This is a genomic window from Nocardiopsis lucentensis DSM 44048 (assembly GCF_000341125.1).
GTDB classification, from domain to species: domain Bacteria; phylum Actinomycetota; class Actinomycetes; order Streptosporangiales; family Streptosporangiaceae; genus Nocardiopsis; species Nocardiopsis lucentensis.
In genome coordinates, this window is sequence record NZ_ANBC01000409.1 from 1 (window position 1) to 207 (window position 207).

1 pseudogene is annotated in these 207 nt (G+C 76.8%); it reads right to left on the minus strand.

The features are described 5' to 3' along the window. Nucleotides 1–193 (minus strand): annotated as a pseudogene (locus D471_RS34445) (hypothetical protein); the annotation flags it as partial. Nucleotides 194–207: the final 14 nt, after the last annotated feature.

Sequence of the window (207 nt, forward strand, 5' to 3'; positions counted from 1 at the left end):
TGGCCCCGTCGGCGGCGACGAGGCGGACCCACGTGGACAGGGTGGAGCGGAGCACGGCCGCGGCCTCCGAGGCGCGCAGGTCCAGCGGGAGCGGCATCTCGGACCGCTTCGTTGGCTTCCCGCCGGAGCGGCCTCCCAGGGCCGTCTGGCGTGCCGTGGCGGTGGTCAGGTCCTCGCCGAGCCATTCGGCCACCTGCCCGAGGGCGG